This window comes from Nonomuraea sp. NPDC050680, assembly GCF_040654555.1.
In the GTDB taxonomy this organism is placed as follows: domain Bacteria; phylum Actinomycetota; class Actinomycetes; order Streptosporangiales; family Streptosporangiaceae; genus Nonomuraea.
In genome coordinates, this window is sequence record NZ_JBFAIF010000001.1 from 1 (window position 1) to 24,858 (window position 24,858).

The 24,858-nt window shown below is 68.7% G+C and carries 32 protein-coding genes and 1 tRNA gene; 20 read left to right on the forward strand and 13 right to left on the reverse strand.

What is annotated here, in order from left to right; all coding sequences use genetic code 11:
* Positions 1-106 precede the first annotated feature (106 nt).
* On the reverse strand, positions 107-340 hold the full coding sequence (locus AB0H88_RS00005; RefSeq protein WP_357639117.1) for a cation transporter: 234 nt from the start codon (positions 338-340) through the stop codon (positions 107-109).
* A gap of 182 nt (positions 341-522) precedes the next feature.
* On the opposite strand from AB0H88_RS00005, the gene AB0H88_RS00010 reads away from it, so the two are divergent.
* Positions 523-1,506: a helix-turn-helix transcriptional regulator gene (locus AB0H88_RS00010; RefSeq protein WP_357639120.1), complete on the forward strand. Its 984-nt coding sequence runs from the start codon at positions 523-525 to the stop codon at positions 1,504-1,506.
* Between the two features lie 66 nt (positions 1,507-1,572).
* Here the strand turns inward: AB0H88_RS00010 and AB0H88_RS00015 are convergent, their stop codons facing one another.
* Positions 1,573-2,349: a hypothetical protein gene (locus AB0H88_RS00015; RefSeq protein ID WP_357639123.1), complete on the reverse strand. Its 777-nt coding sequence runs from the start codon at positions 2,347-2,349 to the stop codon at positions 1,573-1,575.
* A gap of 630 nt (positions 2,350-2,979) precedes the next feature.
* Positions 2,980-3,576, reverse strand: coding sequence for a CGNR zinc finger domain-containing protein (locus tag AB0H88_RS00020; RefSeq protein WP_357639126.1), 597 nt, complete (start codon positions 3,574-3,576; stop codon positions 2,980-2,982).
* 135 nt (positions 3,577-3,711) lie between these two features.
* Here AB0H88_RS00020 and AB0H88_RS00025 point away from each other — a divergent pair, with 135 nt between their 5' ends.
* The 4 genes from AB0H88_RS00025 (at position 3,712) to AB0H88_RS00040 (ending at position 5,912) form a co-directional block, all read left to right on the forward strand.
* Entirely contained in the window at positions 3,712-4,164 is a 453-nt protein-coding gene (locus AB0H88_RS00025) for a VOC family protein (protein WP_357639129.1), read from the forward strand.
* 136 nt (positions 4,165-4,300) lie between these two features.
* Positions 4,301-5,092, forward strand: a complete 792-nt coding sequence (locus tag AB0H88_RS00030) for a pyridoxamine 5'-phosphate oxidase family protein (protein ID WP_357639132.1) — start codon at positions 4,301-4,303, stop codon at positions 5,090-5,092.
* Between the two features lie 24 nt (positions 5,093-5,116).
* A complete protein-coding gene (locus AB0H88_RS00035; RefSeq protein ID WP_357639134.1) occupies positions 5,117-5,308 on the forward strand; it encodes a ferredoxin in 192 nt (63 codons plus the stop codon).
* Between the two features lie 148 nt (positions 5,309-5,456).
* The gene (locus tag AB0H88_RS00040) at positions 5,457-5,912 is read left to right on the forward strand and encodes a nuclear transport factor 2 family protein (protein ID WP_357639137.1); all 456 of its coding nucleotides are present in this window, start codon (positions 5,457-5,459) and stop codon (positions 5,910-5,912) included.
* A gap of 46 nt (positions 5,913-5,958) precedes the next feature.
* Here the strand turns inward: AB0H88_RS00040 and AB0H88_RS00045 are convergent, their stop codons facing one another.
* Complete coding sequence (locus AB0H88_RS00045; RefSeq protein ID WP_357639139.1) at positions 5,959-6,486, reverse strand: carboxymuconolactone decarboxylase family protein; 528 nt, start codon at positions 6,484-6,486, stop codon at positions 5,959-5,961.
* A gap of 58 nt (positions 6,487-6,544) precedes the next feature.
* Between AB0H88_RS00045 and AB0H88_RS00050 the strand changes: the two genes are divergently transcribed.
* Entirely contained in the window at positions 6,545-7,294 is a 750-nt protein-coding gene (locus tag AB0H88_RS00050; protein ID WP_357639140.1) for a GNAT family N-acetyltransferase, read from the forward strand.
* On the opposite strand, the gene AB0H88_RS00055 is transcribed toward AB0H88_RS00050, so the two are convergent.
* Positions 7,273-7,482 carry a heavy metal-associated domain-containing protein gene (locus tag AB0H88_RS00055; RefSeq protein WP_357639143.1) on the reverse strand — a complete coding sequence of 70 codons (210 nt, stop codon included), beginning with the start codon at positions 7,480-7,482 and terminating at the stop codon, positions 7,273-7,275. The two genes, AB0H88_RS00050 and AB0H88_RS00055, sit on opposite strands and share 22 nt — an antisense overlap.
* A 150-nt stretch (positions 7,483-7,632) precedes the next feature.
* Here AB0H88_RS00055 and AB0H88_RS00060 point away from each other — a divergent pair, with 150 nt between their 5' ends.
* The 4 genes from AB0H88_RS00060 (at position 7,633) to AB0H88_RS00075 (ending at position 10,717) form a co-directional block, all read left to right on the forward strand.
* Positions 7,633-8,778, forward strand: coding sequence for an FAD/NAD(P)-binding oxidoreductase (locus AB0H88_RS00060; protein ID WP_357639145.1), 1,146 nt, complete (start codon positions 7,633-7,635; stop codon positions 8,776-8,778).
* Positions 8,779-8,803: 25 nt separating this feature from the next.
* On the forward strand, positions 8,804-9,178 hold the full coding sequence (locus AB0H88_RS00065) for a BlaI/MecI/CopY family transcriptional regulator (protein WP_225291595.1): 375 nt from the start codon (positions 8,804-8,806) through the stop codon (positions 9,176-9,178).
* On the forward strand, positions 9,175-10,125 hold the full coding sequence (locus AB0H88_RS00070; RefSeq protein WP_357639148.1) for a M56 family metallopeptidase: 951 nt from the start codon (positions 9,175-9,177) through the stop codon (positions 10,123-10,125). Before AB0H88_RS00065 ends, AB0H88_RS00070 begins: the two co-directional genes overlap by 4 nt.
* 61 nt (positions 10,126-10,186) lie before the next feature.
* On the forward strand, positions 10,187-10,717 hold the full coding sequence (locus AB0H88_RS00075) for a DUF4396 domain-containing protein (RefSeq protein ID WP_357639151.1): 531 nt from the start codon (positions 10,187-10,189) through the stop codon (positions 10,715-10,717).
* 193 nt (positions 10,718-10,910) lie between these two features.
* Here AB0H88_RS00075 and AB0H88_RS00080 read toward each other — a convergent pair whose 3' ends face one another.
* The 4 genes from AB0H88_RS00080 to AB0H88_RS00095 form a co-directional block, all read right to left on the reverse strand.
* A complete protein-coding gene (locus tag AB0H88_RS00080) occupies positions 10,911-11,228 on the reverse strand; it encodes a hypothetical protein (RefSeq protein WP_357639153.1) in 318 nt (105 codons plus the stop codon).
* 91 nt (positions 11,229-11,319) lie between these two features.
* Positions 11,320-11,760 (reverse strand): SMI1/KNR4 family protein, encoded by a 441-nt coding sequence (locus tag AB0H88_RS00085; RefSeq protein ID WP_357639156.1) that lies wholly within the window; start codon positions 11,758-11,760, stop codon positions 11,320-11,322.
* A 72-nt stretch (positions 11,761-11,832) separates the two neighbouring features.
* Positions 11,833-12,336, reverse strand: coding sequence for a hypothetical protein (locus tag AB0H88_RS00090; protein WP_357639159.1), 504 nt, complete (start codon positions 12,334-12,336; stop codon positions 11,833-11,835).
* A gap of 214 nt (positions 12,337-12,550) precedes the next feature.
* Positions 12,551-12,627, reverse strand: a tRNA-Pro gene (locus AB0H88_RS00095).
* A gap of 85 nt (positions 12,628-12,712) precedes the next feature.
* On the opposite strand from AB0H88_RS00095, the gene AB0H88_RS00100 reads away from it, so the two are divergent.
* From AB0H88_RS00100 to AB0H88_RS00115, 4 genes are all read left to right on the forward strand, one after another.
* Entirely contained in the window at positions 12,713-13,138 is a 426-nt protein-coding gene (locus tag AB0H88_RS00100; RefSeq protein WP_357639162.1) for a hypothetical protein, read from the forward strand.
* A gap of 69 nt (positions 13,139-13,207) precedes the next feature.
* Entirely contained in the window at positions 13,208-13,753 is a 546-nt protein-coding gene (locus AB0H88_RS00105) for a hypothetical protein (protein WP_357639165.1), read from the forward strand.
* 5 nt (positions 13,754-13,758) lie between these two features.
* Positions 13,759-14,622 carry a hypothetical protein gene (locus AB0H88_RS00110; RefSeq protein ID WP_357639167.1) on the forward strand — a complete coding sequence of 288 codons (864 nt, stop codon included), beginning with the start codon at positions 13,759-13,761 and terminating at the stop codon, positions 14,620-14,622.
* A 6-nt stretch (positions 14,623-14,628) separates the two neighbouring features.
* Positions 14,629-14,823 (forward strand): hypothetical protein, encoded by a 195-nt coding sequence (locus AB0H88_RS00115; protein WP_225291618.1) that lies wholly within the window; start codon positions 14,629-14,631, stop codon positions 14,821-14,823.
* 119 nt (positions 14,824-14,942) lie between these two features.
* Here AB0H88_RS00115 and AB0H88_RS00120 read toward each other — a convergent pair whose 3' ends face one another.
* Positions 14,943-15,356 (reverse strand): ATP-binding protein, encoded by a 414-nt coding sequence (locus AB0H88_RS00120; RefSeq protein ID WP_357639170.1) that lies wholly within the window; start codon positions 15,354-15,356, stop codon positions 14,943-14,945.
* 16 nt (positions 15,357-15,372) lie between these two features.
* Positions 15,373-16,113: a SigB/SigF/SigG family RNA polymerase sigma factor gene (locus AB0H88_RS00125; protein WP_357639173.1), complete on the reverse strand. Its 741-nt coding sequence runs from the start codon at positions 16,111-16,113 to the stop codon at positions 15,373-15,375.
* A gap of 206 nt (positions 16,114-16,319) precedes the next feature.
* Here AB0H88_RS00125 and AB0H88_RS00130 point away from each other — a divergent pair, with 206 nt between their 5' ends.
* Entirely contained in the window at positions 16,320-16,676 is a 357-nt protein-coding gene (locus AB0H88_RS00130; protein ID WP_357639176.1) for an STAS domain-containing protein, read from the forward strand.
* A gap of 18 nt (positions 16,677-16,694) precedes the next feature.
* On the opposite strand, the gene AB0H88_RS00135 is transcribed toward AB0H88_RS00130, so the two are convergent.
* Positions 16,695-17,396: a GAF and ANTAR domain-containing protein gene (locus tag AB0H88_RS00135; RefSeq protein ID WP_357639179.1), complete on the reverse strand. Its 702-nt coding sequence runs from the start codon at positions 17,394-17,396 to the stop codon at positions 16,695-16,697.
* Positions 17,397-17,469: 73 nt separating this feature from the next.
* On the opposite strand from AB0H88_RS00135, the gene AB0H88_RS00140 reads away from it, so the two are divergent.
* The 3 genes from AB0H88_RS00140 (at position 17,470) to AB0H88_RS00150 (ending at position 21,113) form a co-directional block, all read left to right on the forward strand.
* A complete protein-coding gene (locus tag AB0H88_RS00140; protein WP_357639182.1) occupies positions 17,470-19,302 on the forward strand; it encodes a SpoIIE family protein phosphatase in 1,833 nt (610 codons plus the stop codon).
* 106 nt (positions 19,303-19,408) lie between these two features.
* Entirely contained in the window at positions 19,409-20,512 is a 1,104-nt protein-coding gene (locus AB0H88_RS00145; RefSeq protein WP_357639185.1) for a glycosyltransferase, read from the forward strand.
* A 10-nt stretch (positions 20,513-20,522) separates the two neighbouring features.
* Entirely contained in the window at positions 20,523-21,113 is a 591-nt protein-coding gene (locus AB0H88_RS00150; protein ID WP_357639188.1) for an FMN-binding negative transcriptional regulator, read from the forward strand.
* Here the strand turns inward: AB0H88_RS00150 and AB0H88_RS00155 are convergent.
* Positions 21,100-22,167: a helix-turn-helix domain-containing protein gene (locus AB0H88_RS00155; protein WP_357639191.1), complete on the reverse strand. Its 1,068-nt coding sequence runs from the start codon at positions 22,165-22,167 to the stop codon at positions 21,100-21,102. The genes AB0H88_RS00150 and AB0H88_RS00155 overlap by 14 nt on opposite strands.
* A gap of 76 nt (positions 22,168-22,243) precedes the next feature.
* Here AB0H88_RS00155 and AB0H88_RS00160 point away from each other — a divergent pair, with 76 nt between their 5' ends.
* Together AB0H88_RS00160 and pruA are read left to right on the forward strand one after the other, a co-directional pair.
* Entirely contained in the window at positions 22,244-23,161 is a 918-nt protein-coding gene (locus tag AB0H88_RS00160; RefSeq protein WP_357639194.1) for a proline dehydrogenase family protein, read from the forward strand.
* Positions 23,162-24,835, forward strand: a complete 1,674-nt coding sequence (gene pruA, locus AB0H88_RS00165; protein ID WP_357639197.1) for an L-glutamate gamma-semialdehyde dehydrogenase — start codon at positions 23,162-23,164, stop codon at positions 24,833-24,835.
* Positions 24,836-24,858 lie beyond the last annotated feature (23 nt).

Here is a 24,858-nt window from a genome sequence, read left to right on the forward strand (position 1 = left end):
TGTTCGCTGGGGGCGCCCCGCGCGGGGGGCGGGGGGGGGGGCCCGGCCCCCCCCCACCCCCCCGGCACCGGCGGCCTCTATCGCCTGTGACAACCCACGCGGCACATCATGTCGCCACGACGTCGCAACCGGCCGCTTCCATGGCGGCCCGCACCTCCAGCTCGTCCACGGGGCCGTCGGTCAGGATGCTCACCCGAGATTCCGCCGGATCTACGTCCACCCCCACGACTCCCGGCACCTGGATGAGCTCCGCCTTGACGGTGCCAAGACAGTGGGCGCACGTCTTCGGTGACAGGCCGGTGACGCGATAGGCGACAAGACTGTACGCAACGGTGATCAATGGGGTTCCTCCTCGTTCGCGGCGATGACGATTCGCCTCACTCACCGATCGTGCTGCAGACCAGGGTGCCTGTGGAGGGCGCGAAAACTTCGGAAGTAGGACATGGCGGAAATCGGAACTCTTTGCCGACAAAGGGGCTGATATGCCAATGTGCAGGATTGATCCAACATGAAGGGAGTCAGGTGGACAGCGGGGCATTTTCCGGGGACGACGGTGTCGCACGCTCTCTGTACGCCCGCATGCGCCAGGAAGGCGAGTCGCTTTCCGAGGCCGCGGCGAAGCTGAGCCTGACAGCGGCGGACATCGACCGGGCCCGCGACGAGCTCACCCGGCTCCAGCTGTTGAACCCGGAGACACAGGCCGCCACCGACCTGACCGCCGCGCTCAATCGCAGCCTGCACAGCAGCCATCGCATGCTCGACAACCTCGTCGAGCAGCACGTCAAGATCGCCACACTGGCCAAGCACTACCTCGGCCTGCCCGAGCGGATGGACAACCACGCCAACATCGAGTATTTCTCCTGGCCCAGGGACCGCCGGCAACTCCACGACCGGCTCGACGAGCTGTCCGAACTGGCCGAACACGAGGTGCTCGACATGCACCCGATCGCTGCCTGGACGCGTGAATCTCTCGACGCGGGCCTGACACGCAGCGAGGCGAACATCCGCAACGGCGTACGGGTGCGGACTCTGCACGCCCAGATCGCCATGTCGAACCCGCTGGTCCGCGAGTACACGGCGCGGTGGCGGGAGCTGGGCATAGAGATACGGGTCACCCCGGTGATCCCCACACGCATGCTCATCTACGACCGCACGACCGCCGTCGTCCAGACCGACCCCGAAGACCTGGACGCGGGCACTGTCCTGATCCGAGGTGGTGGCGTGGTGAAATCCCTCGCGGCGATCTACGACTACTGCTGGACGACCGCCTCCGAGCCCGAGGACGTGCCCCGCTCCGCCGACGGCTCCTCACTCACCGAACAGCAGCGTGCGGTGCTGCGCATGCTGGCTGCCGGCATGAAGGACTCCGCCATCGCCCGCAGCATGGGCGTCTCCACACGTACCGTCACCCGTGTGGTGGGCGAGCTGACGGTGCTGCTGGGAGCGGGCAGCCGCTTCCAAGCAGGGGTCCGGGCGGCCCGGCTCGGCTGGCTCGACATCCACTGACCGCCTCCCGTCCACCGGGCCCCATGACATCCTCCGCCGATGAGTCACGGGCCTATCGCCACCCCGTCAGTCACCCAGAATCTGGCCCGTGGCCTGGGGCTGCTGCCACAGGTCACGACCGTTGCTCCACAGCTCGGAGGCGTGGAAGGCGAACCGATCGAACAACCCGTCGTCCTGGCACCGCCTCAGGTGCAGCATGGGCGAGTCGTGCCCGACCAGCTTGGCCAGGTGCGGCGTGACAAGCATCTCCGAGTCGAACCGGAACACGCTCATGGCGATGTGCGCGTCCCCGTACCGCGCCTCAATCCCGGGAACGTCGCGCAGCTGCTGGATCTCCGACAGCGTGATCTGGATGCGCGTGGAGACGGTCAACGGGACGTTCTCCACTTTCTCCCGGCTGCGTGTGACATCGCTCTCCGGGTCACCGACGAGAAACCGGACCTTGCAGCCCTGCTGAGCCTTCCGTTTGAGCACCTTTGCCAGGTTCGGGTGTTCCAGCCACAGGAAATAGTTCGTATAACCGGCGAACACAATCTCATTTCGCGCCGAGTTGATGAGGTTGCGCCAGATTGATTTGGGGCAGGCCGAACGATACGGATAAGTGGTCAAGACTTCCTTGTCCGGCCCCGTTTTCACCGCATTGCGAATTGCGTCTGGCCATAGCACGGCTGCCTCAACTCCTACTGCCTCTGCGGCGGCCCACTGGTGCCGCAGGTGCGGGACACGACTCTCGTCCTGCAGCCAGCGTTCCACCGTCTTGACGTCCACGCCACACCGGTCGGCCAAATTCTGGTTCGTGACCTGGGCGTTCAGCATGGCACTGTGTAGGGCGACGTTGGCCACGGGACACCTTGGGATAGAGGACGCCAGGGACGTTTCAAAGCGTAACGCCATAACGTCCTGGACGTCTAAATAACGCGGTGGGTTCGCCCCTCTTCAGTAAGCACGCTGACCACATGTCCACGATTCTCGAAGACCTCCAGGAGACTTTTCCTGGTTGGTGCATTTGGCGCAGTTCCGCAGGACGCCTCTGGGCAACTCGAAACGGCCGGCACCTATCGCCGTACGAGGTAGATCACGGCCTCTGCCAGACGGTCGATGCCGACGACGTCACTCAACTCGCCGAGCAACTGAGGGCGCAGGACGCCGTGGAACGAGCACTGTGAACGCCCCCTTCGTCACAAGTCAGCCTTTCCACCCAAGAATGAACGAGAGATCACGCCAGTCGTAAGGGTCGTATGTCGCGAAAGCCACTAGCGCCCCCGCAAGGACGTGCGCAATGGCCAGTGCGGTCAGCAACTTGACCCTCGGCCTGGGATAGGCGTGTGGCGTTCATGAGGTCCGGGTCTAGTGGAGCCCATCCTGCCTACGAGCCCGGTCACCTGCTTGTCCGCCCCATCGCGGGCCACGGCCATGCCACATAGCCCGCCTGGGGTGGCTGATATCCGACAAATGCGCCGAGGGCCATGACGCTCAGGCCTCGGGCCCCTGCCGCACCTTGGCGTAGTGACGGGCGGCTCGCGCCCGGTTGCCACAACCGGATGAGCACCACTCGCGCCGTCCGGTGTCGCGGACGAAGTACAGCACACAGCCAGGGCCATGACAGGCGGCCAACTGGCCACGTAGCGGCCCGGCGAACAGGTCGACGGCGTCTTCGGCCAGCGCGGCGAGGGCGGCGGCTACAGGGCGGCCCGCGGCGCGCACCGTCGTGTGCGGCTCAGGGTTGGTGCGCAACTCGCGCCAGCGCGGAGTCTGGCCCGCGTGACGGTTGAGGGTCGCGACCACGTCCGGCTCGGGTTCACGGTCGTTCACGACCGCGGCGGCGAGGGCTCGGACAACGTCTCGGAGTTCTCTGGCAAGGCGCAGGTCACCGTCGGTCACACCCTGAATGTCGGCATCGGCGAGCGCGACCGCGAGGCGTGGACGCATGTCGCGCAGCCACGCCGCCAGGTGCTCGACGCTCTGCAAGCCGTCCTTGCGGCGACCTCTCACCGCGTACGTGGTGTTGCCGAGTTCGATGGACGGCGGCTCACCGAGGAGCGGAGCGCCGCCATTCGCAAGGTGTGCCACTTCCACGATTCTAACGCTATCTCAAGCTTGACACCGTTACAAACCACACGCCATATTCTAATGGTCCAGCGAGCGGCAAACCGTGAGAAACGACGCTTCCGCGTCAACCCGATCACCTTCACACTGGAGATCCGTATGAGCACACCGACCCTGCAGACCGGGCACGTCGGCCTGAACGTGACCGATTTGCCGCGTTCCATCGCCTTCTACCGCCAGGTCTTCGACTTCGAGGTCATGGGCGAGCGGACCGACGGCGATCGCAGATTCGCCTTCCTCGGCCGCGACGGCACCCTGCTGGTCACGTTGTGGCAGCAGAGCAGCGGTACGTTCGCCACCGACCGGCCCGGCCTGCACCATCTGTCGTTCCAGGTACCCGACATCGAGGCGGTCCGTCGCGCCGAGGTCATTCTGCGGGAGCTCGGCGTGGAGCCGGCCTATGACGGGATCGTCCCGCATGGCGAGGGCGCGTCCTCCGGCGGTGTCTTCTTCGCCGACCCGGACGGCATCCGTTTGGAGATCTATGCGCCGAGCGGCGCCGACACCGCACCCGCGCCCACACAGGGCGCGCCGACGTGCGGCTTCTTCTAACAGACGCACCTAGCGCCCGGGCCGGGACAGAAAAGGATCGCCCATGCTTCACCAAGGCGAAAACGCAGTACAGCGCCATGCCGGTCTGACCGCCGACGGCTGGGGGTCAGCCGGTGTGCGGGCGACCATCCCACCGGTGGCGGCAGAGTTCCTCAGCCGGCAGCGCCTGGTGGTGCTCGCCGCCGCCGACGAAACCGGCGCGGCCTGGGCCGGCCTGCTCACCGGCCCGCCCGGCTTCGCCACCGCCCTCGACGACCGCACCGTCATCGCCGACCGGCTTCCCGGCACCGGCGAACCGCTCGCGGACCTCTTCGACACCGAGCGGCCGGTGGGCATGCTCATGATCGAGCCGGCCACTCGGAGACGGATGCGGGTCAACGGCCGGGCCCGCCGGCATGGAGACCAACTCCTGGTACGCACCGACCAGGTGTACTCCAATTGCCCGAAATACCTACAAACCCGCACCTACATCGACGACTCGCCCTCCGCGCGCAGGACAGCACTCGTCACCAGCGAACTCACCACCAGTCAACAGCGGTGGATCGTCGCGGCCGACACGTTCTTCATCGGCACTTATGCGGCGGGACTCGGGGCCGACGCCTCACACCGCGGCGGCAACCCCGGCTTCGTCACAGTGACCGGCAGCCGTCGGCTGACCTGGCCCGACTACGTCGGCAACTCGATGTACATGACGTTGGGCAACCTCGAGATCGAGCCGCGCTGCGGGCTGCTGTTCCTGGACTGGGAGAACGGCCACACCCTGCACCTGACCGGCCGCGCCCGCATCGACTGGGACCCGGACCGGGCGGCCGCGGTGCCTGGCGCGCAACGGCTGATCGACTTCGACGTCGAAAGAGTCATCCAGATCGCCGGTGGCATGCCCCAACGGTGGTCCTTCGACAAATACTCCAGGTTCAACCCCGCCTGAACTCCCCGCAGCTGAAAGAGACCCATGCGCGTCCGCGTCGACATGACCCTGTGCCAGACCCACGCCCAGTGCGTATTCGCCGCCCCGGAGGTCTTCGCTCTCAACGACGATGACGAACTGGTCTACGACACCACGCCCACCGACGCGCATTGGCCCGCCGTCGAAGAGGCGGCCCGCGCCTGCCCCGTACAAGCCATCTACCTGGACGGGAACTGACTCGGGTGCCCCGGCCGCCGTGCTGGATGGGGAGCCTGTGCGGGTAGAGCACTACAACAACGCCCGCGGCGCGGGCGTGTGGTCGGTGCGGTGACCGCCGGGTTCCTCCGCCGGCCGACCACCGTCACCTGCTGACCAAGGAGTACACATGACCCGTCCACCTGTCCCGCCCTTCACCGCCGAGACCGCGCACGCCAAGGTCCAGGCCGCTGAGGACGCCTGGAACACCCGTGATCCGCAGCGCGTGGCACTCGCCTACACACCGGACTCGATCTGGCGCAATCGCGATGAGTTCGTCACCGGCCGAGCGGAGATCATCGCGTTCCTGACCCGCAAGTGGACCAAGGAACTCGACTACGCGCTCCGCAAGGACCTCTGGGCGTTCACCGACGATCGGATCGCCGTCCGCTTCCAGTACGAATGCCACGACGCCGACGGGCGATGGTGGCGCAGCTACGGCAACGAGCTCTGGGAGTTCGACGCCGAGGGACTGATGCGACGGCGTGAGGCGAGCATCAACGACCTCCAGATCACCGCCGAGGAGCGACGCATCTTCGGCCCACGCCAGGCCGGCGACCAAGGCGTGTCCATTCCGCTGGCATAGGCCCCGGTTACCGAAGGTCGCCGTCGAGGCCCTTCCCATCTATGGCCTACGCGGTCCCTTCCGCCGGCTCCAGGCCCACCAGGAGGTTGAAAGCGCCGGTCAGGAGATTGAGGGTGACGACGCCCACGATCTCCGCCACAATGCGGTCGCTCCAGCCATGCGCCCGCAGCTCCGTGACGTCCTCATCAGTGATCGAGGACGGCTCGGCCAGCACACGCACGGCCAGGGCGATGAGCGCCGCCTCCCTGGCGTCGGTGGAGGTGCCCTGCCGGGCCAGCGCGATGTCGCTCTCGCTGAGCCCCGCCGCGCGCCCGGCCTCGGCATGCGCCTGAAGGCAGTGGCCGCAGCCGATCCATTCCTGCACGGCGAGCGAGATCTTCTCGCTGAGCGTACGCGGCAGCTTGACGCGCCTCATGGCGCGCGAGAGGTCCAGGTATCCCTGCAACAGCGCGGGTGAGTGAGCCATGGTGGCGACCATGTCACCCACCCCGCCTCTCCTGCCGATGATGTCGTTCAGCAGCTCTCTGGATTTCTCGGGCGCCTCAGCGGGATCGAGGGGGGTCAGTCGTCGCATGTATCCTCCTAAATATTCTTCAATACCCTACCCCCCTAATGTATGAAGGAGGAAGGCGATGGAGCGGCGCCTCATGGAGCACCTGTCCCACTGGCTCGGCGGCAAGCCTGCCACCAGCGGGCTGGACATCATCGGCACACCCAGGCGCAGCAGCCCAGGATGGGATGGCAAGATCCACCCGGTCATGGGAGTCGCAAGCCCGGCGGGCGGCGTGTTGTCGGTCCCGGCCGAGCATGCCGCGACCGTGGCGGAGCAGTACGCCAAGGACAAGGACCTCACCGTGTTGGGGCCGCGGATCCCCGGCCTGGTCGGCTTTCCCGAGCGCGGCTGGTTCACCGCCGTCTATCGGTGGACCACCCATCCCCCGCCTTTCCCTGACGCCGGGATCTGGGCACCTGCCGATGCCCCGGAGGTCCCCGACTGGCTGCGGCCTTTCGGCGGGGACGTCCTGGTCGCCACGGATCCGGCGACCGGAGAGCACCTGGCGGGGGTGGGCATCAAACGACACGACGCCTACGGGCACGAACTCGCCGTCGTGACCGCCCCTCAAGCACGCGGCCGTGGCCTGGCGCGCGGGCTCGTCGCCCAGGCGGCCCGGCGAGTGCTGGACGAAGGCGCGATCCCCACCTACATGCATGATCCGGCGAACCACGCCTCCGCCGCGGTCGCCGAGGCAGCGGGCTTCAATGACCTCGGGTGGCTCGCCTTCGGCGCGACAGAGGCTCGCCAGCCACCGGTGCTGCCGGACCGCCGCGCGACTCGCCTGCCCGGCAGCACCCCACCATCTCAGACGGCAACCACCTCGTAGCCCGCCTCTTCCACGACGTTCCTGATCTCCGCCTCGTCGAGCAGGCCGTCCGAGGTGACGGTCACCCGTCCGGTCGCCAACTCGATGTCGACCGAGGAGACGCCGGCGACCTTGCCTATCTCGGTCTTCACCTTTCCGACACAACCGCTGCAGGTCATCCCGGACACCTTGTACGCGCTCGTACTCATCGCCGCATCTCCTCTCGCTTATACCCCCACTGGGTATGCGTTCGAGAAAGGTACCCCCGGCCGCCTTCAATGACAAGCTATACGGGTCAGGGGTATGTGAGATCCACATCACATTGCCCAACACATACCCCCTACCAGTATGGTCCAGGCATGGGAAAGCTCAACGAGATCACTGTCGTCGGCGCTTCGCTGGCGGGGCTGCGGGCCGTACAGGCGCTGCGCCGGGAGGGCTTCGACGGCGAGATCACGCTGGTCGGCGCCGAGACGCACGCGCCCTACAACCGGCCGCCACTGTCCAAGAGCCTGCTGCGCGGCGACGACGACGACGTCACACTGCCGGGCGCGGAGGAGCTCGGCGATCAGTGGCTGCGTGGCAGGCAGGCCGTACGGCTGGACATCGGCGGCCGGACCGTCACCCTCGACGACGGCACCCGGCTCGGCTACGACGGGCTCGTCATCGCCACCGGCGCGCGCCCGCGGCGGCTCGACGGCGTGCACACCCTGCGAACCCTTGAGGACGCGCTGGCCCTGCGCGCGGAGCTGGCGTCGGGCCACGAGCATGTGCTGGTCATCGGCGGCGGGTTCGTCGGCGGCGAGGTGGCCTCCACAGCGCGGCAGCTCGGCAGGAAGGTCACGCTGGTCGACTCCGCGCCGTACCCGATGCGGGCCGGGCTGGGTGAGGAGGCGGCGCGCTGGCTGGCCGCGCACCACGAGCGCAACGGCGTCGAGCTCGTCACGAACGTCCGAGTCACGGAAGTGCGCGGACATCAGGTACGGCTCAGCGACGGCCGTTCGATCTCCGCGGGCCTGGTCGTCGGCGGCATGGGTGTGGTGCCGAACACCGAATGGCTGGACGGCAGCGGCCTGGCCGTGGACGACGGCGTGCTGTGCCGGCCGACACTGTTCGCCCGGAACACGGCGGACATCGTGGCCGCGGGCGACGTGGCCCGCTGGCCGCACGGCCTGTACGACGAGGCGATGGTACGTATCGAGCACTGGTCCAACGCCAACGAGCAGGGCGCTGTGGCCGCTCGCAACCTGCTGGCCGGGCCGGAGCACGCCCAGCCGTTCCTGGACGTGCCGAACTTCGCCACGCACGTGCACGGCGCCCGCATCCAGACGGCTGGGCTGCCGCACATGGCGGACGAGGCGAGCATCGTCGCGGGCAGCCCCGAAGACGATCGCTTCGCCGTGGCCTTCACGCGGGGCGGCGTACTGGTGGGCGCTGTCGCGGTCAACTCCCCCAAGGACCTGATCAAGCTCAAGCGGGCGATCGCGGCACGCGAGGCGGTGTGACTACGATCGCCGGTAGGATCAGTGCATGATACGAGGCCTGGGTGAGCTCGAATCCACGATCATGGATTGGTTGTGGGCGCGGCGCCGACCGGCTTCCGTACGCGACGTGCTGGAAGGTCTGCGTCAGGAGCGGGTGATCGCGTACACCACGGTGATGACCGTGATGGACAACCTGCACACCAAGGGCCTGCTCAAGCGCCGGCCCGTCGGCCGGGCCTACGTCTACGAGACGGTGGCCTCGAAGGAGGCCTACACCGCCGGCCTGATGCGCCGTGCGCTGGCGGGCAGCGGCAACCAGGCCGCCACGCTCGTGCACTTCCTGGAGCAGCTCACGCCGGAGGAGGCCGCGGCGCTGGAGGCGGCGTTGCAGGTGTTCCCGCCCCGCGGAAGGCCGGCATGATCGCCGGCATCGTCCTGGTGCTCTACACGATCGTCGCCGCGATCTGGCTGCCCGAGCTGGGGCGGCGGGCGGCGCGCTGGGCCGAGCGGGCGCCGCGGCTGGCGATCGTGTTGTGGCAGGCGGCCGGCGTGTCGGTGGTCGCCTCGGCGGTGCTGGCCGCGCTGGCCTTCGCCGTGCCCGCGGACGTCGTCGGGCACGGCTTGGCCGAGCTGTTCGCGATCTGCGCCGACATGCTGAGCGACGGTTCCGGCCTGACGTGGACGAGTGCCGTGGCGCTGCCGGCGGCTGTCCTGATACTGGCCAGGACCGCCTGCTGCGGCGCGGCGGTCCTGCTCAGAGCCCGCGTCGAACGCCGTGAGCACGCGGCGATGCTCGGCCTCCTGGGCCGGCATGACACCGACCTGGGCGCGATGGTGATCGACTACGACGAGCGACTGGCGTACTGCGTGCCCGGCAGGCGCGCCCAGATGGTCATCACCACGGGCGCGCTGCACACCCTGGCGCCCGAGCAGGTCACCGCGGTCCTGGCGCACGAGCGTGCGCATCTCCGCGGCCGCCATCACCTCGTCCTGGCTGCCGCCGAAGCCCTGGCCAGGGCCTTTCCCGGCGTCCCGCTGTTCGATCGAGCCAGGACGGAGATCACCCGGCTGATCGAACTGCTGGCCGACGACGTCGCCGCCCGCCGCCACCCCCGCGCTCAGATCGCCGCCGCACTGGTCCGCCTGGCCACCGGCCGAGCGCCCGCATTCACGCTGGGCGCGGGTGGAGAGACGGCACTCACCCGGGTACGCCGCATGCTCAACCCCGAGACGCCGCTCCGCCGCCGAGAACGCCTGACCGGACTGGCGGCGGTCGCCGTCCTGCTGGGCGGCCCCGCGATGGTCGCGCTGGTGCCCGGCGTCAGCTCCTTCCTTGCCCATCACTGTCATTCGCTCTTCACTCTCTGACCTACGATCATCCATAGTAGAAGCAGCGGCGCGCGTGTGCCGTCACTACAGGAGGATCATCATGAGCCACAGCAGTCACCATCACGAGGGCCCCGAACAGACTCATCCTGAGCACGAGCGGGCCGGCCATCACTCATCCACCCCGCCCGCAGCCACCTGGAGCATGGCCGCGCAGGCGACCCTGCACTGCCTGACGGGCTGCGCGATCGGCGAGGTGCTGGGCATGGTCATCGGCACCGCCGCCGGTCTGTCCAACCTCACCACGGTGGTGCTGTCCGTGGCGCTGGCCTTCGTGTTCGGCTACGCGCTGACCATGCGTGGCGTGCTGCGTGCCGGGGTCGACTTCCGTACGGCGCTGAAGGTCGCGCTGGCCGCCGACACCATCTCCATCGCGGTGATGGAGATCCTGGACAACGCGGTGATGCTCATCGTGCCCGGCGCCATGGACGCGGGCCTGGCCAATTGGCTGTTCTGGGTGGCGTTGGCCGGGTCGTTGCTGGTGGCCTTCGTGCTGACGACGCCGGTGAACAAGTGGCTGATCGGCCGGGGCAAGGGCCACGCGGTGATGCACCAGTACCACCACGACCACTGAACACCCTTTGATCTCGATGGCTACTGGCGCAACCGCCTGCTCGGCGCCGTCCGCCCCTGACGGAGCTCAGCTCATGGCCATCCACACCCCTGCGCCCAGCCCCGCGTTACGGAAAGGCCGGCAGAAGTAGGGAGGCCGCTTCGAGGTCGTCAAGTAGACGTGGCGCACCTACAGGCCGCGTCTGGTCGTGGCCTCAGCGCATCGCATAGTCGGCCAGGGACGCTTTCAGCAGCCCGAAGACCTGGTGGGCCGACCGGGTCACGATGGAGGCGATCTGGCGGTTGCTCCGCCCCTCCCTCGTGAGGTCCATGATGTGCTCGAACAGGGTGCGGTGGGCGGCACCGAGCAGGGCGGCCGCGGCGCGGGCCGTGAGGTCGCCGGGAGCGGACGCGGCGTCGGCGTCGGCGTCGGCGTCGGCGTCGGCGGACGCGGCGTCGGCGGCAAGGACTTGGGCGAGGGCGTCTGCCGGCTCGTCAGCCACAGCGGAGCGGCGGTCGCCGAAGCCGCCCATCGCAAGCAGACGCCCCGTGCTGCCGGCACCGTCGCGATGACAGGATCTGAACCGGCACCTCTCGCCCCAGCCACGAGCCAGCAGCTCGGGGTCAGTCGCTTCTGTACCACTCGTCACCGGACGAGGCCAACCTGCGCCGAAGATACTCCTCAAGGTTGCCCGCGACCCATTGCCTGCTGTCATTCTCGTGATCCCAAACGAAAATGTCATGGCGATCAGGCTCCACCACATAAGCGAACTGGTCCCCTCCGCCATTATCGCCGAAGAAAAGCAGAGAGTCGAACGGCATGTAGAGTTCTTTGAAATCCGGAAACGTGCGAAATGTCGAATTGTCGCGGACCAGCTGATCAATCGGCCAGATCACATCGACCGCCCAGCGATCAAGTACGCCATTGGTTTGCCGTAGCAATTCTTGTAGATCACCAGGTATATGCACGCCCATATTTTGCCCGGCAGTCGACAGGGCAGACTCACTCACCCCTTCAGAGAACTGGGCGTCTGGATACAAGCGCTCGATGAGATCTTTCCACATGGCACTGACCCCTCATCAGATAGAAGCTCTCAAAGGTTTCTCTTCAGCAAGGTCGTCCGATGCGATTGTCACTCACAATTCGTCGTACCCGGAGACCTGGCCGATGGAGAAGATGTGCCGGCTCGCGGCGCAGATCGTCTCAAGAACGTGGATGGGCGTGTCCTCGGTAGGATAGCTCGCGCGGAGCACTTGGACGATCCACTCTCCAGGCGCGATTTCCAGCGTCTCGCGTTCGAAGGTCGTCGGCGCCGAGCGGTCAGGCTCTCCTCCGCGTGGCCGAACAAGTAGCCGAGCGCGATCAACGTGGACTGAAGCGACGGCTTCACGAAAATGCCGCCCCGCCGCTTGCTCCAGTTCGCCGCGCAGCAGTTGCCAGCCAAAAAAGGCCTCCTCTCCGCGCAGCCATGCCTTGCGCTTACCGATGCGAAATTCCCGGCCGTCGTAGGCGATGACCAGCTGCGCCCCGTGGATCTTCTCAGTCGCGATCCATATGCCGTTGTCGGCGACGGCGGCGCTCGACGCAACGGGGATCTTGGGGAATGGGACATGACGCATGGCAGAAGCCTCGACGTCCACGCGACGTTCCCGAAACTGTTTTTCGCCCCGGACAGCCCAAGTGGGACTGGGTGCTTGCGGCGAGCAGCCGCATAGCGAGGCGCTCTGCTGGGGTGTCCCTGCCGAGCGTTTTGCTTGGTCTGGTGTTCAGCTCGGCGGCGACGGCGTGGAATTGCCCACCAATGCGAAAGGGTGCCACCCTAGTGAGTGACACCCCGCTCGACCAGAAAAAACCTGGTCGGGACGACAGGATTTGAACCTGCGACCCCTTGACCCCCAGTCAAGTGCGCTACCAAGCTGCGCTACGTCCCGGTTTGTGTCGATCACCCCCTGCGGGGCGAGACGTCATAACCTTAGCGCACATCAGAACCGCACGTGTACTCAGCAGGAGGGGCTCGTGGGCCGCAGGCCGACCGTCGATCGGGGTGAGCTGGCCAGGCTCGTCGCCGAAGGGATGAGCGTGCAGGAGTTGGCCGCGCACTTCGGGGTCAGTGAGTCCGGGGTGTTGCAGGCCAAGCGGGCCGCGGGCCTGGCCAAGCCGATGCTCGATCACAGCCGGGCCGTCCCGTGGAAGCTGGAGCGCAAGCACGCCCAGTCCGGGCCCGCCACGAACCTGCGGAACCTGTCCGCCGCCGCGCAGGGGAAGCCGCCGGCGGCCGAGCGGTTGAACACCGCGTTGCGGTGGGCGCAGCGGCTTGTCGATGCCGGGCTCGACGTCGGCTACGACAGCGTGAGCGGGTTCAGGGAGGTCGCGGCCGCCCCTGGTGACTCACATGTCGCGGTAGTGCTGGAAGCGGCCAGGAAAGCGCTGGAAGGCCGCTGACACCGGCGTTTCGGGCGCTCGTACGGGGGCAGTCGCTGGTCTCGACAATAGAGACCGGAGGCGAACATCATGTCCACCTTGATCTGGGTGGTCGTCGTCGTGGTCGCGGTGGTGGCCCTCGCCGCAGTCGGCTACCTGGTGTTGCAGCAGCAGCGCCGCAGCCGCCTCCGCGCACGTTTCGGCCCCGAGTACGAACGCCTGATGGCTGAGCACGACAGCAGGCACGACGCGGAGCAGGAGTTGCTCGCCCGTGAGCAGCGCCACTCCGAGCTGGACATCCGGCCCCTGCCGGAGGAGTCACGTGACAGCTACGCCGCCCGGTGGAACGAGGTGCAGGAGCGCTTCGTCGATGCCCCTGGGTTCGCGGTGTCCGAGGCCGACCAGCTGGTGGCGGCGGTCATGGCGGAGCGCGGCTACCCCACGGAGGACTTCGAGCAGCGGGTGTCCGATCTGTCCGTCGGGCACGGTGCCACCCTGGACCACTATCGGGCAGCCCACGAGATCAGCGGGCGCGCCGCCAGGAAGGAGGCCTCTACCGAGGACCTCCGTCAGGCGATGGTGCACTACCGCGCGCTCTTCGAAGAGCTCCTACAAGAGACCACGCGAGGACGGTGACCGATATGACGAGCGACGAGCTGAAAGTGCCGTCGCAACGGGCGGACCAGATCGACGACGATGACGCCCCCAGGGATGGCTTCCGCGCGGATGATGACCGCACGGACGAGGGCCGCACGGACGAGCGCCGCACGGACGAGCGCCGCACGGACGAGCGCCGCACGGGCGGGTTCCGGGCCGACGCCGTTCCAGACGAAGAGGCCAGGGACAACGGCATCCCCAAGGACGACTTCCGCGCGAACGACACCCCCACCGCCGATCTCAGCAGGGAAGACGGCGTCCGTGACGAGCAGTCGCGGGCGACCGCCCACGCCGAACACGATGAGAATGACGAGGGGAACGGCGCCCGCCACCACGAGCCGTACGCCCCGACGGGCGGCGACATGCTGGCCGATCCCGAGCCCGAGCCCGAGCCGGGCCTGAGCCCGGACCCGGTGCACGACGAGCCCGAATACACCGACGACGTGGCCGGCGAGCCCGTGGTGGTGGAGAGCGCGCCGGCCCACGCGGCCCCTCAGTCCGTCGTCCTGTTCGACCAGGATCCGGCCGAGGTGCAGGCCCGCTGGCGCGAGCTGCAGACCTCGTTCGTGGACGACCCCGGCGACGCCGTCCAGCGGGCCGAAGGGCTGGTCGAAGAGGTCGTCGAGGCGATCACCAGCAGTCTTACGGCTCGTACGAGCGAGCTGCGCGACCGCTGGAAGGGCGGGGACGACACCGAGCAGTTGCGGCTGGCCCTGCGCGACTACCGGGTCGTGCTGGAGCGGCTGCTCACCCTCTCAGGCCACGAAACAGGCCATGAGACGGGCCATGAGACGGGCCAGGCAACCGGCCATGAGACAAGCCACGCAACCGGCTACGGAACGAGGTAACGGGACATGCTGGCGATAGTCGCGGCGATCATTTTCGGCCTGGGCTTCCTGCTCGACCTGCTGAACGTGCGCATCGGGTCAGGGATCTCCGGCACGACGTTCATCCTGCTCGGCCTCACGCTGCTGGCGCTGCACCAGGCGGGCATCGGCACGGCCAGCGTCAAGAGCTACGGCGGCTGGCGAGGCCGTACCCGCCGATAGCCAAACCAAAGCCGACAGCCAAAGCCAAAGCCGACAGCGGACGACAGCGCGCGGCGCACTCGATCACGAGGCGTCGCGCGCACATGTCGGTTCAGGTCTGAGCGGCCGGGAGATACCTTTCAGGTCTTGCCGGGGAAGCGCATGGTGACCGTGCTGCCCTCGCCGCCCACCCGCAGGGACAGGTCGGAGGAGAGCAGGCGGGCCACCCAGAGGCCCATCCCGCCCACCGAGCCGGGCATCGGGCCGGGCTTCCAGGTGCCCTCATCGTGTACCTCGACCACCAGCTCGCCGTCGTGGACCCAGGTGCGCAGCTGCGCGTTGACCGTGCCGTGGGTGACGGCGTTGGTGGCCACCTCGTTGACGGCGATCACGAAATCGCCCACCGCCTCCTCCGCCATGCCCACCTCGCGGGCCTCGGACGCGGCGAACTGGCGGACCCGCGGGAGGTCCGGCAACCGGAAGCTCAGCTCTTTCACCGGCGCGCCCGGTGGCGGGCTGATGGAGCCCGCCTGAGGATCGACATCCTCGTTCACCCGGTAACCGCCTTAATCAGCTGACTAGCTCACTACGTAGCTGGTCCAGCACCTTACGGAGGATTCGCGATACATGCATCTGCGAGATGCCGAACTCTGCCGCTATTTCGGCTTGTGTCATGTTCCCAAAGAAGCGGAGCAGCAGGATGTGCTTCTCACGCGACGGCAGCGCGTCGATCAGCGGTTTGACGGCCTGCCGGTCGACCATCTTGCTCAGCGTATCGTCGTCCTCCGGGATCACGTCGCCGAGCGAGGCGGCGTCGTCCTCGGTCCCGAGCGGCGCGTCGAGCGACAGCGTGCTGTAAGCGGCCGAGGCGTCGAGCGTGAGCAGGACGTCCTCCTCGCTGATGTTCATCTTCGCGGCCAGTTCGGCCACGGTCGGGGATCGTCCGAGATCCTGGCTGAGGTCGGCGACGAGCCGGTTCAGCTCGGAGCGACGCTCCTGGTAGAGACGCGGCACCCGGATGGCCCAGGTACGGTCGCGGAAGTGGCGCTTGACCTCGCCGGTCATCGTGACGACGGCGTAGCCCCTGAAGGCGTGGCCGAGAGTGGGGTCGAAGCCGTTGACGGCCTTCATCAGGCCGACGTACGCGGCCTGCAGAAGATCCTCCATAGGCTCGCCGCGGTAGCGGTAGCGTCTGGCGATCTCCATGGCGAGCGAGCGGTGCATCTCGACGATGCGCTCCCGCAGCCGTTCGCGGTGACTGTCGGTAGTGGCTTCGTCGGCCATTTCGGCCAGCAACTCTTCGGCGGTCAACTCCTCGAGGACGAATTCCCGCACAGCCATGGCTGCTCCTCATATGGGTCGCAGGGCCGCCTCCACCTGCAGAAAAAGCCCATGCAGAGGCCTGCCTCGCTCTACATCCGAGACGGAAGCCCTCTGCTGGACTTCGGATCCAGTGTCCCCCCTCACGGCAGAAGTATTCCTCCTTCGTGCGGTGACAGTATGGTTGCCCCGTGACAATGCCGGAGAACGGCGAAGGGGCGGCGACGGCCCTGAGCCTTACGTCGTCGACCGTGGACGAGATCACGGTGATCAAGGTCGATGGCGTGCTCGACGCCACGACGCGCGAGCAGTTCGCCGACTACCTCTCTCTGTCGGGCTCCGAGCTGATCCTGGACCTGGCCGGGGTGACGTTCATGGACTCGCGCGCGCTCGGCCTGATCGTCCACCATTGGCAGACCAGTCTGGCGTCGGGGGCCAGGTTTGCCCTGGTCGGCGTGGAATATTCAAAGTCAAAGGTCATGTGGATCACCGGGCTCGCGCAGCGGCTGCCGCTGTACGACACGCTGGACGACGCCTTGGCCGCCATTGGCTGAGCCCATTCGCACATTCCACTAACGGCGCGACTTTTTCTGGTGCTCGTCGACCAGCAGCCTGGCCAGGTCCGCCACCTTGACCTGGTGGTGCTGTGAGATCCGGCGCAGTTCCTCGAAGGCCGCCTCGGACGAGCACCCGCTGGTCTTCATGATGATGCCCTTGGCCTGGTCGATCACCGAGCGCCCGGCCAGGGCCTCCTGGAGCTGGGCGGCGTCGGTACGCGCTTCCTCGAAGTCCCACAGGTTGGCCATGGCCACGCCCACCTGCTCGGTCAGCATGTCGGCCAGCGCCTGGGCGGCCTGCGGGGAGAAGGCGGCCGGCCGTACCGAATAGAGGCCGATGACCAGCAGGACAGGGTCGAGCCGGATCGGCACGGTGAGCACCGAGCGCACGCCCCAGCGGGCGGCGAGCGGGGCGTAGCGCGGCCAGCGCGAGTCGCTGAGCACGTCCGTCACGACCACCCGGCCGCCGGTCAGCCTGGCGTCGGTCGAGGGGCCCTCGCCGAGGTCGCGTTCGCCTTCGACCAGCATGATGAGCTCGCTGTGCGAGCCCGACACCAGCACCCGCTGGTCACGCCAGTGCTCGGCGGAACCGCCCGAGCAGCCGGGGACGCCGTCGGCCAGCGCGGTCGTCAGGCCGCGCAGCACACTTTCCGTTGAGTTCTCTTCGCCCAACCGCCCGAGAGTCGCCAGGTCACGGGCAAGTCCGGGGGTGATCATCGCCGTTGATTTCATCGTAAGAAGGCCCTACCCCTTATGGCTAGCATTATCCAGCGTGGCGTAGCGTCAGAGAATGACCATGCCCGGCCTCGAACACGCCCTGGACGCTCTGTCCGGACGTGTTTCGTCCCTGCGCGAGGCGCGGGCGGCCTACCCCTCCGACCTTGCGCCGACTCTAGACGCGGCACTCGCCGAGCTCGACACCGCCGCCGAGCTGCTGGCCGAGGCGCGTGAAGCGCTGCGCAACGCGCCCAAGCGGCAGGGCGGCAAGAAGGACGGGGCGCAGCGAGAGCTGAAGCTGCTGCGCCAGGTCTACCGGGCCTTCCCCGTGCCGGTGATCGTGCTGGACGGCGGCGGCGTGGTCCGGCGGATCAATCCCGAGACCTCGCGGATGCTGGGCAGTCCCGACGGCTACCTGGTCGGCCGGTCGTTCCCGCTGCTGGTGGACGTGTCGCGGCGGGCGGCGTTCCGCTCGCACCTGATGTCGGTGCTGCAGACCGGACAGCCGGCGGCGTTCGAGTCGCGGCTGGCGCACCAGGGCAGGACCCACACCGTCCAGGTGGCCCTGACCCGGCTGACGATGCCCGGCGAGCCGCAGCAGATGGTGGCGGCCGTGGCGTTGCCGACCGAGGTGCAGCTGCCCGAGCCGGGCGCGCGGCGGCCCGAGCAGTCGGACGCCGCGCTGCTGCTGGCGGCGGCCAAGCGCCAGGACCTGCTGGCCACGATGACCACGCTGCTGCTGGATGAGGAGGCGCTGCGGCAGCCCGTGGCGCTGCCCAGGGCGACGCGGCTGCTGGCGGCCGGCTGGGCCGACTGGGTGATCGCGGACGTGGTGCGCGACGGGCTGGCCCGCCGCGCGGCCGTGGTGGCGCCCAAGGACCACCCGCTGGGCGACCTGGTACGCCAGATCGAGTCCGCCCAGCCGGCCGCGAGCCACGTGGTGACCCAGGTGCTGGAGCGCGGCTCCGGCGTGGTGCACGAGATGGTCGATGACGAGACGCTGCTGGGCTTCTGCGCCGACGGGCCGCTGCTGACGGCGATGGGCGCCGGCTCGATGCTGTGCGTGCCCATCGGCCCGGCCGACGGCGTGCTCACGCTGGTCAGGTCGCACGCCCGGCCCCCGTTCACGCTGGCCGACCTGGGGGTCATGCAGGAGGTCGGGCTCCAGCTCGGGCTGGCGTTGCGCGCGCAGCGCAGCTTCCAGAGCCGTTCGCGGGCCGCCGACGCGCTGTCGGCCACCGTCGCGCCGCGCAACCTGCCGGACGTGCCCGGGTACGAGGCCGCCGCGATCTACAATCCCGGCGCGTCGGTCGGCGCCGAGTTCTACGACGTCTTCCCGGTCGCGGACGGCTGGGCCTTCGCCCTCGGTGGCGCCGCGGGCAAGGGCGAGGAGGCCGCGTCGGTCAGCGCGATGGTCAGGGGCGGGGTCCGGGTGCTCAGCGTCTGGGAGTCCGATCCCGACGCGGTGCTGCGCAAGGTGAACGAGGCCCTGGTGACGCAGGGCACCGGCATGTTCGTGATGGTCGTGGCCGGGTTCGTGCGGGGCCGCAGGATCCGCCTGTCGTCCGCGGGCCATCATCCGGCCGCGCTGCTGCTGCCCGACGGGAGCGTCCGCTTCGCCTCGGGTGGCGGCGTGCCGCTGGGCATCTCACCGGAGGCCGAGACCGAGGCCGAGGAGCTCACTGTCTCAGTGGGTGAGACGCTGCTGCTCTACTCCGAGGGGCTGATCTCCTCCAGGAACGAGGTCGGCGAGCCGTACGGCGAGGAGCGGCTGGCCGACGTGCTGGGCAGATGCGCTGGTCAGGCGCCTACGACCATCGTGAAGGCGGTCGAGGCGGACCGGCACGCGTTCTCCGGCGGGCAGGTGTGGGACGAGATCGTGGTGCTGGCTCTGCGCGGCGTGTGATCTGCGGGGGTTTGCGGTTGAGCCATCTTTGGGTAAGGTCGGGGGAAGAACGACGTGCCTAAGACGCAGGCACACCTTGAAAGCTGTTTCAACGCTGAGGTGTGCCATGAATATCGCGATCGTCGCTTCCGCTACCGGCAACAAGCGCCACCACATTCTCTCCGTAGCGCGTGAACTGGGACGCGATCACCACGTCACCATCTACTCCCGTCGTGACAGTGCTGAGGGCAAGGCCAGGACGCGGGTGGCGCCGGGAGTGATGATGGAGCACATCGAGGTTGGCCCGGCCCGCGATCTCGCCCCCGCCGACGTCATGCCGTACCTCAAGGACGTCGGCCAGTATCTGAGCCGGCGCTGGAGCCAGGAACGTCCGGACGTGATCCACGCACACTCCTGGACCGGCGGCCTCGCGGCCGTCACGGGCGCCAGCGGCCTCGGAGTGCCGGTCACCCAGACCTTCCACACCGTCGACGCGGCCCACGTGAAGCTGGAGCGCGCGCTTGGCCGCAACGCCAGAGCGGTCATCGCCGGCTCTGGTGACGAGGAGTCGGCGCTGATCCGGCTCGGTGTCCCGCGTAACAACATCGCCATCGTGCCGTACGGCGTGGACACCGAGCGCTTCCACCGCCAGGGCCCGGTCGCCACGCGCGGCAGCCGCAAGCGCCTGCTGCACCTGGGCCCGCTCACCCCCGAACGCGGCGCCCCCACGATCATCCGCGCGCTGCAGGGCCTCCAGGACGTCGAGCTGGTGCTGGCGGGCGGCCCCGAGCCGGAGCTGCTCGACGGCGACCGGGAGGTACGCCGCCTGCGCGCCCTGGCCCAGCAGCTCGGCGTGGCCGACCGGGTGACCCTGCTCGGGCAGGTCAAGCGGACCGCGGTGCCCAAGCTCATGCGCAGCGCCGACGCCGTGGTCTCGGTGCCGCGCGAGGCCACGACGGGGATCGTCGCGCTGGAGGCCATGGCCTGCGGCGTACCCGTGATCGCCTCGGCCGTGGGCGCGCACCTCGACTCGATCATCGACGGCGTCACCGGCCTGCTGGTGCCGCCGGACCGTCCCGCGCGGACCGCGCGCCTGGCCCGCGAGCTGCTGACGGACCCGACGCTGCGCACCGCGCTCGGCTACGCCGGCGCCGACCGTGCCCGTTCGCGTTACTCGTGGGAGCGGGTCAGCCAGGAGCTGGTGCGGGTGTACGAACTCGCCTGCGCCTAAAGTTCCTTTTATGCTGATTCACCCTTGGGATGCGGGCACCGACGAGCAGTCCCTGGCGTACGTGAAGGACCACCAGTTCGGGCACCTGATAGCCGCGGGCCGCGGCCGTGAGGTGCCCGTCGTGGTGCCGACGCAGTTCCTGCTCGTGGACGAGCGGACGATCGTGCTCCATCTGGCCCGGCCGAATCCGGTCTGGGCGGCGATCGACGAGAACCCCAAGGTGGTCATGTCGGTGGCCGGTCCCTGGGCCTACATCCCCGGCCGGTGGCGGGCCGAGCCCGGTGCCGAGCCGGAGCTCGGCGTGCCGACCACGTTCTACTCCTCCGTCCAGCTCATCTGCCGGGCCGAGATCGTCAAGGAGACCGAGGGCAAGCTGGAGATCCTGCGCGAGCAGCTCGCCGACCTCGAACCCGGGCAGGGCGATCCGGCCCGGATGCCGCGGCTGATGGCGGGCATCCAGGGGATCCGGCTGGCGATCGAGGAGATCCGTGGCAAGTTCAAGTACGACGGGCACAAGGACGACGCTCACCGGCAGCGGGTCGCCAAGGGGCTGACCGAGCGCGGCGGGCCCGGCGACGCCTCAGCCCTCAGCCACCTGTGACCGGCAGGAGGCGGGCCGCCTTGAGGCCCAGGTGGACGGTCAGCCGGTCGTCGCCCTCCGACAGGTCCCGGTGCAGCGTCCGCTCGGCCTTGCCCAGCCGGTAGTAGAGCGTCTGGCGGTGGATGCCCAGCTCGGCGGCCGTCTTCTGGGCGTGGCCGCCGTGGTCCAGGTAGACCTCCACGGTGTGCGCCAGCTCGGCGTCCAGCGCCGCCGTCTCGGCCGCCAGCTCGCGCAGGTCGCTCTGGCCGAGCCGGGCCAGCAGCCGGTGCACGCCCAGGTCCTCCCACCGCGCGACGGGGGCGAAGCCGGGGAAGTGCTCGGCGACGCGCAGCGCCTGCCGCGCCTCGCGCCAGCTCTGCCAGGCGTCCGCCGGGTCCGCCCGGGGGGCGCCGGTGCCGGCCGCCGTGCCGTACGCGCTCTGCAGGGTCTGGGCGACCTCGGCGGCCAGGTGGGCGGGAGCCAGCAGCGCGACGGGCGAGCCGGCGCGGGCCAGCACTCCACGTGGCAGCGTCCAGAGGGCGGCGACGCGCTCCTCCGACTCGCGGACGGCGATCGCGGTGACGGGCCCGAGCACCTCGATGGAGGCGCCGGCCCGCTCCTCCGGGTCGGCCGAGAGCAGCGCGCGCAGGCCGCGGCCGAGGTCGTGGCGGCTCCTGGCCTCCTGGGCGAGCGCGGCGGCGGCTCTGGCGACGAGCGGGGCCGCCCGGCTCAGCGCGTCCTCGGTGAGGCTGCCGGAGTCGAGCAGCCACAGGTAGCCGTAGGTGACATCGCCGTGGCGCAGCGGCCAGCAGACCCGGGCAAGGACCTTGAGGTCGGCGTCCGCGGGGATCCTGACCGGACCGTGGGCGCGGGCGATGCCGTAGCGTTCGAAGTAGTCGCGGACCTCGCCGGTGGCGCGCCTGCGCAGGATCGACTCCTGGCGGACGGTGTCGATGTCGCCGTGCTGCGCACCGTACGCCAGCAGGCGGAACGAGCGGTCTTCCAGCGTCGCGGACGCCCCCAGCAGGCGGGCGAGCTCGTCGACGGTCTCCTGTAGATCTGCCGAATTGTGCATTTGTATGACAGCCTGCCACAAGCGGCGTTACGCGCGTCGATGGCCCTGTCGTGAGCTGCGGTTTTAGGCTGAGAACATGCTGGGTCAACTGCTACTCGCCACCTCCCGGAGCGCGCTGGTACGCCGCTCGGTATCCGGCTTCCCCCTCACGCGCAAGGTCGTCGACCGGTTCGTCGCCGGTGAGAGCGTTCAGGAAGCCCGGACCGCCATCGAACGGCTGCGCGACGCCAAACTCGCCGTCACCGTCGACCATCTCGGCGAGGAGACCCGCGACGCCGACGCCGCGGCGGCCACCGCGAAGGCGTACATCACGCTGCTCGACGCGCTGCGCCCGCTTGAGCTCGGCCGCCGGGGCGAGGTGTCGGTGAAGCTGTCGGCCGTCGGGCAGCGGCTCGACGACGCCATGGCGCTGGAGCACGCCCGCGAGATCTGCGCGGCCGCCGACGCGGGCGGCTCGACCGTGACGCTCGACATGGAGGATCACACCACCGTCGACTCGACGCTCGCGATCCTGCGCAAGCTGCGCGCGGACTTCCCGTCGACCGGCGTGGCGATCCAGGCCTACCTGTTCCGCAGCGCGGACGACTGCCGCGCTCTGGCGGTCGAGGGTTCGCGGGTACGCCTGGTCAAGGGCGCCTACCGGGAGCCCGCCTCGGTCGCGTACCAGGGCAAGAGCGACGTCGACAAGGCATACGTGCGATGCCTGCGGATCCTCATGGCGGGGCAGGGGTACCCCATGGTGGCGACGCACGACGACCGGATCATCTCGATCACCGAGCTGCTCGCCGACCGCTTCGGCCGCCGGCTCGGGTCCTATGAGTATCAGATGCTGTACGGAATCCGCACCGACCGGCAGGAGGACCTCGCCGGGGCCGGTCACACCGTGCGCGTCTACGTTCCCTACGGCGACGACTGGTACGGCTACTTCATGCGCCGCCTGGCCGAGCGGCCCGCCAACGTCGCCTTCTTCCTTCGTGCCCTTGGGGGTAAGTAAATGGACGCCATCAGCAACGTGCCCGTTCCCGCCAACGAGCGGGTGTACGGCTACGCGCCGGGCAGCCCGGAGCGTACGACGCTGGAGAACCGGATCAAGGAGCTGTCCGGATCCTCGATCGACCTGACCATGACGATCGACGGCGAGCGACGGCTCGGCGGCGGCGCGCCGATCGACGTGGTGCAGCCGCACAACAAGGCCTCCGTCCTCGGCCGCACGCAGGACGCCACGGCCCAGGACGTTCGGGACGCCGTCGACAGCGCGCTGCGCGCGGCTCCGGCCTGGCGGGCGCTGTCGTTCGACGAGCGGGCGGCGGTCTTCCTCAAGGCGGCCGATCTGCTGTCCGGGCCGTGGCGGGCGACGCTGAACGCCGCGACCGTGCTCGGGCAGTCGAAGTCGGCGCAGCAGGCGGAGATCGACTCGGCGTGTGAGCTGATCGACTTCCTGCGGTTCAACGTGGCCTACGCGCGGCAGCTGTACGCCGACCAGCCGGCGTCGTCGCCCGGGGTGTGGAACCGGATGGAGTACCGGGCGCTCGAGGGCTTCGTTCTGGCGATCACCCCGTTCAACTTCACCGCCATCGCCGGAAATTTGCCGACGTCGGCTGCCTTGATGGGAAATGTCGTCGTCTGGAAGCCGTCGCCCACGCAGCAGTTCGCGGCGCACTTCACGATGCGCCTGCTGGAGGAGGCGGGCCTGCCGCCCGGCGTGATCAACATGGTCACCGGCAACGGCCAGGCGGTCTCCGAGGTGGCGCTCACGCACCCGCAACTGGCGGGCATCCACTTCACCGGCTCCACGCCGACCTTCCAGCACCTGTGGGGCACCGTCGGCGCGAACATCGCCTCCTACCGCGGCTACCCGCGCCTCGTCGGCGAGACCGGCGGCAAGGACTTCGTCCTGGCCCACCCGTCGGCCGACCCGGCCGTGCTCGCCACGGCGCTGGTCAGGGGCGCCTTCGAATACCAGGGCCAGAAGTGCTCGGCGGCGTCGCGGGCGTACGTGCCGCGCTCGGTCTGGTCGCGCATGCGTGACGACTTCGTCTCCGCGGCCGAGTCGCTGACCGTGGGCGACGTGGCGGGCGACCTGTCGACGTTCATGGGCGCGGTCATCGACGACCGGGCCTTCGCCAAGCACAAGGCGGCCATCGACCGGGCGCGCGGCGCCTCGAACATCGACCTGCTCACCGGTTCGTACGACGACTCCACCGGGTATTTCGTGAAGCCGACGATCCTGGAGTGCGCCGACCCCACGGACGAGATCTTCGTCAAGGAGTACTTCGGGCCGATCCTGGGCGTACACGTCTATGAGGACGGCGACTTCGACGCGGTGCTCGACCAGATGGAGAGCGTCTCGCCGTACGCGCTGACCGGGTCGATCATCGCCCAGGACCGCTACGCGATCGCCTCGGCCGCGGAGCGGCTGCGCTTCGCGGCGGGCAACTTCTACATCAACGACAAGCCGACGGGCGCGGTCGTGGGCCAGCAGCCGTTCGGCGGCGCCCGCGCCTCGGGCACCAACGACAAGGCGGGCTCGATCTTCAACCTGATCCGCTGGGTGAACGCCCGCACGATCAAGGAGACCTTCGTCCCGCCGGTCATCACGGGTCCTTACCGGGGCGACATTCCGCAGACGGCGTTCGAGCAGCCCGACCTGAAGCGGCTGGGTTACTGAGGTCCAGCGGCCGAACAGGTGAG

Coding starts and splice junctions, on each gene's coding strand:
- AB0H88_RS00025 (WP_357639129.1), top strand. CDS start 3,712: ATGAGCACACCGACCCTGCAGACCGGGCACGTCGGCCTGAACGTGACC.
- AB0H88_RS00035 (WP_357639134.1), top strand. CDS start 5,117: ATGCGCGTCCGCGTCGACATGACCCTGTGCCAGACCCACGCCCAGTGC.
- AB0H88_RS00040 (WP_357639137.1), top strand. CDS start 5,457: ATGACCCGTCCACCTGTCCCGCCCTTCACCGCCGAGACCGCGCACGCC.
- AB0H88_RS00045 (WP_357639139.1), bottom strand. CDS start 6,486: ATGCGACGACTGACCCCCCTCGATCCCGCTGAGGCGCCCGAGAAATCC.
- AB0H88_RS00050 (WP_357639140.1), top strand. CDS start 6,545: ATGGAGCGGCGCCTCATGGAGCACCTGTCCCACTGGCTCGGCGGCAAG.
- AB0H88_RS00055 (WP_357639143.1), bottom strand. CDS start 7,482: ATGAGTACGAGCGCGTACAAGGTGTCCGGGATGACCTGCAGCGGTTGT.
- AB0H88_RS00060 (WP_357639145.1), top strand. CDS start 7,633: ATGGGAAAGCTCAACGAGATCACTGTCGTCGGCGCTTCGCTGGCGGGG.
- AB0H88_RS00065 (WP_225291595.1), top strand. CDS start 8,804: ATGATACGAGGCCTGGGTGAGCTCGAATCCACGATCATGGATTGGTTG.
- AB0H88_RS00070 (WP_357639148.1), top strand. CDS start 9,175: ATGATCGCCGGCATCGTCCTGGTGCTCTACACGATCGTCGCCGCGATC.
- AB0H88_RS00075 (WP_357639151.1), top strand. CDS start 10,187: ATGAGCCACAGCAGTCACCATCACGAGGGCCCCGAACAGACTCATCCT.
- AB0H88_RS00080 (WP_357639153.1), bottom strand. CDS start 11,228: ATGGGCGGCTTCGGCGACCGCCGCTCCGCTGTGGCTGACGAGCCGGCA.
- AB0H88_RS00085 (WP_357639156.1), bottom strand. CDS start 11,760: ATGTGGAAAGATCTCATCGAGCGCTTGTATCCAGACGCCCAGTTCTCT.
- AB0H88_RS00105 (WP_357639165.1), top strand. CDS start 13,208: ATGTCCACCTTGATCTGGGTGGTCGTCGTCGTGGTCGCGGTGGTGGCC.
- AB0H88_RS00110 (WP_357639167.1), top strand. CDS start 13,759: ATGACGAGCGACGAGCTGAAAGTGCCGTCGCAACGGGCGGACCAGATC.
- AB0H88_RS00115 (WP_225291618.1), top strand. CDS start 14,629: ATGCTGGCGATAGTCGCGGCGATCATTTTCGGCCTGGGCTTCCTGCTC.
- AB0H88_RS00130 (WP_357639176.1), top strand. CDS start 16,320: ATGCCGGAGAACGGCGAAGGGGCGGCGACGGCCCTGAGCCTTACGTCG.
- AB0H88_RS00135 (WP_357639179.1), bottom strand. CDS start 17,396: ATGATCACCCCCGGACTTGCCCGTGACCTGGCGACTCTCGGGCGGTTG.
- AB0H88_RS00140 (WP_357639182.1), top strand. CDS start 17,470: ATGACCATGCCCGGCCTCGAACACGCCCTGGACGCTCTGTCCGGACGT.
- AB0H88_RS00145 (WP_357639185.1), top strand. CDS start 19,409: ATGAATATCGCGATCGTCGCTTCCGCTACCGGCAACAAGCGCCACCAC.
- AB0H88_RS00150 (WP_357639188.1), top strand. CDS start 20,523: ATGCTGATTCACCCTTGGGATGCGGGCACCGACGAGCAGTCCCTGGCG.
- AB0H88_RS00155 (WP_357639191.1), bottom strand. CDS start 22,167: ATGCACAATTCGGCAGATCTACAGGAGACCGTCGACGAGCTCGCCCGC.
- AB0H88_RS00160 (WP_357639194.1), top strand. CDS start 22,244: ATGCTGGGTCAACTGCTACTCGCCACCTCCCGGAGCGCGCTGGTACGC.
- pruA (WP_357639197.1), top strand. CDS start 23,162: ATGGACGCCATCAGCAACGTGCCCGTTCCCGCCAACGAGCGGGTGTAC.